Source organism: Thermovirga sp. (assembly GCA_012523215.1).
Classification (GTDB): Bacteria; Synergistota; Synergistia; order Synergistales; family Thermovirgaceae; genus 58-81.
Window position 1 is genome coordinate 1 of the sequence record JAAYIZ010000022.1, and the last position, 1,837, is coordinate 1,837.

Here is a 1,837-nt window from a genome sequence, read left to right on the forward strand (position 1 = left end):
AGGGCAAGGGTCCTGGAGGGGTTGCCCGTGAAGGGGATACCCAGGGATTCAAGGATCTCGGCGAACCTTATTTCCAGGTAGGACGCCTCACCGAACCCCTCGAAGAGGTTGAAGACGCAATCGGGCGAATTATCTCTCAGCTTCCTCGCCGCTTTCCCCTTGATCAGGAGATCTTCCCTGAGGATGTCGACCGGGAAGGCCTTAAATCCCTTGGAAAGGAGCCCCTCTATGACGCTCTGCCTGCAGCGGAGGACGTCGAGGACGTCCTCCCTGTCGGTCTCTTCTTTTCCAGCCGCTACGGCGACGGTCTTTTCAGGCAGCATTGCGGTGCCTGCCCTTTGTCGAAGCCCTGGGCCACTTAAGCTCCTGTCTCTGGAACGCTTCCTTCAGGATCCCCTTTAAAAGAGAGGGGTAATCTCCTCCGCTCAGCCTGTAAAGGATAGGGAGGTCACTGTAGGCCTCGGAAATGCCCGGGAGTGGGTTGATGTCTATCGCCTTGGGAACGCCCGCATTGTCCAGGCGGAAATCCACCCTGGCGACATCCCTAAGTTCGAGAACACGAAACACCTTCAGGGCCTCTGATTCAACCTCTTCCCGCGTGTGAGGATCGATGGACTCAGGCCCGAGGTAGTGCACCTTTTCTTCCCAGTCCCTCTTGTGCTCCAGTGAATAGACAGCCTTGCCCTTCTCTGTCTTTAGATCGATGGACATCATCCCGATGACGACGGGGTTCCTGTTGCCCATGACTCCAACGGTTACCTCCGTCCCGGGGAGGTATTCCTCCACAAGAGCCGGCTGTTGGTAATTCTTCCAAATCCTGCGGACCTTCTCGGCCAAATCGACGGGGTTGTCCACCACTGAGTCGGGGAAAACGCCCTTGGAAGAGCCTTCCCACCTCGGCTTGACGATGTATTCCCTGTGCTTTTGAAAAATTGACATGGCCCCGCTGAAATCCTCCTCGGCGGAAAACATGAAGAGATCGGGGACGGACGCCCCTCCCCCCGCGAGAACATGGTGGGTCAGCCACTTGTCAAGGGTAATGGCAATGGCTATGGAATCGGAACCGGAGAAAGGAATGCCAAGGCTCTCAAGGACACTGGGCACTTGCGATTCCCTTCCTCTTGTCGTTCCGCGTCCTTCGGCTATGTTCAATACAAAGTCGGGAGGGTTTTGGGAGATCCTCTCAAGAAAAGAATCGTCCTGTTCGTAACGCAGGGTCTCAAAACCAAGACGATTGATCTCCCTTTCGAGAGTTTCAATCGTTTCCAGGCAGTCGTACTCCTCGTAACGGTCGTCGGGTTCGCCTGGAAGCAAGTCTTTCTTCTTCAGGTTGAACGTGATGCCGATCCGCCGGACCGGACCTGCGCCGCTGGATGATCCGGGATCTTCCTTCTTCACTTTTCATTCGCCCCCTGCATAGATGGATACACCGTCCTCTTGGCCGGTGCCGTGACTGGTGATATGCCCCTTCATCCAGTCCTTCGACAGACTTCACCTCCGCTTATTCAAGTCCAGTGCTCTTCCATCCGCTTCCCCTGCCGCTTTCGCGGTCCTTGGGGGTCCCGCTGTCGTGCCGAACCTGGACAAACCATCCGTCACGCCGGCGAACCCTTCCGGAGGATCGGCGCCCGGGGGCCTCAAGGGGCTTATTGGCGCCGTTCCTGAAGCGAGGTCAAAGACCAGACTTCCGATGATCCTCTTTCTTCGCGGATTATACATCCCCTTTTGTAGATTACAATAGGTGTATGAAAGCTATTTTCTCGAGGCCCCGAAGTTCTTTTTCCAGGAGGGAAGAGGTGACGGGAATGAAAGGAAAAGCTTTTGCGAAAAGCGTTGC

Annotated in this window: 2 protein-coding genes; both read right to left on the minus strand. The window is 55.7% G+C overall.

Annotated features, from left to right (window positions below):
* Positions 1–323 (minus strand): D-alanine--D-alanine ligase (locus GX108_00730; GenBank protein NLO55574.1); only part of this gene is annotated, 323 nt, incomplete at its 3' end.
* Positions 313–1,398, minus strand: a complete 1,086-nt coding sequence (locus GX108_00735; GenBank protein ID NLO55575.1) for an ATP-grasp domain-containing protein — start codon at positions 1,396–1,398, stop codon at positions 313–315. The genes GX108_00735 and GX108_00730, both read right to left, overlap by 11 nt.
* Between the last annotated feature and the right edge of the window lie 439 nt (positions 1,399–1,837).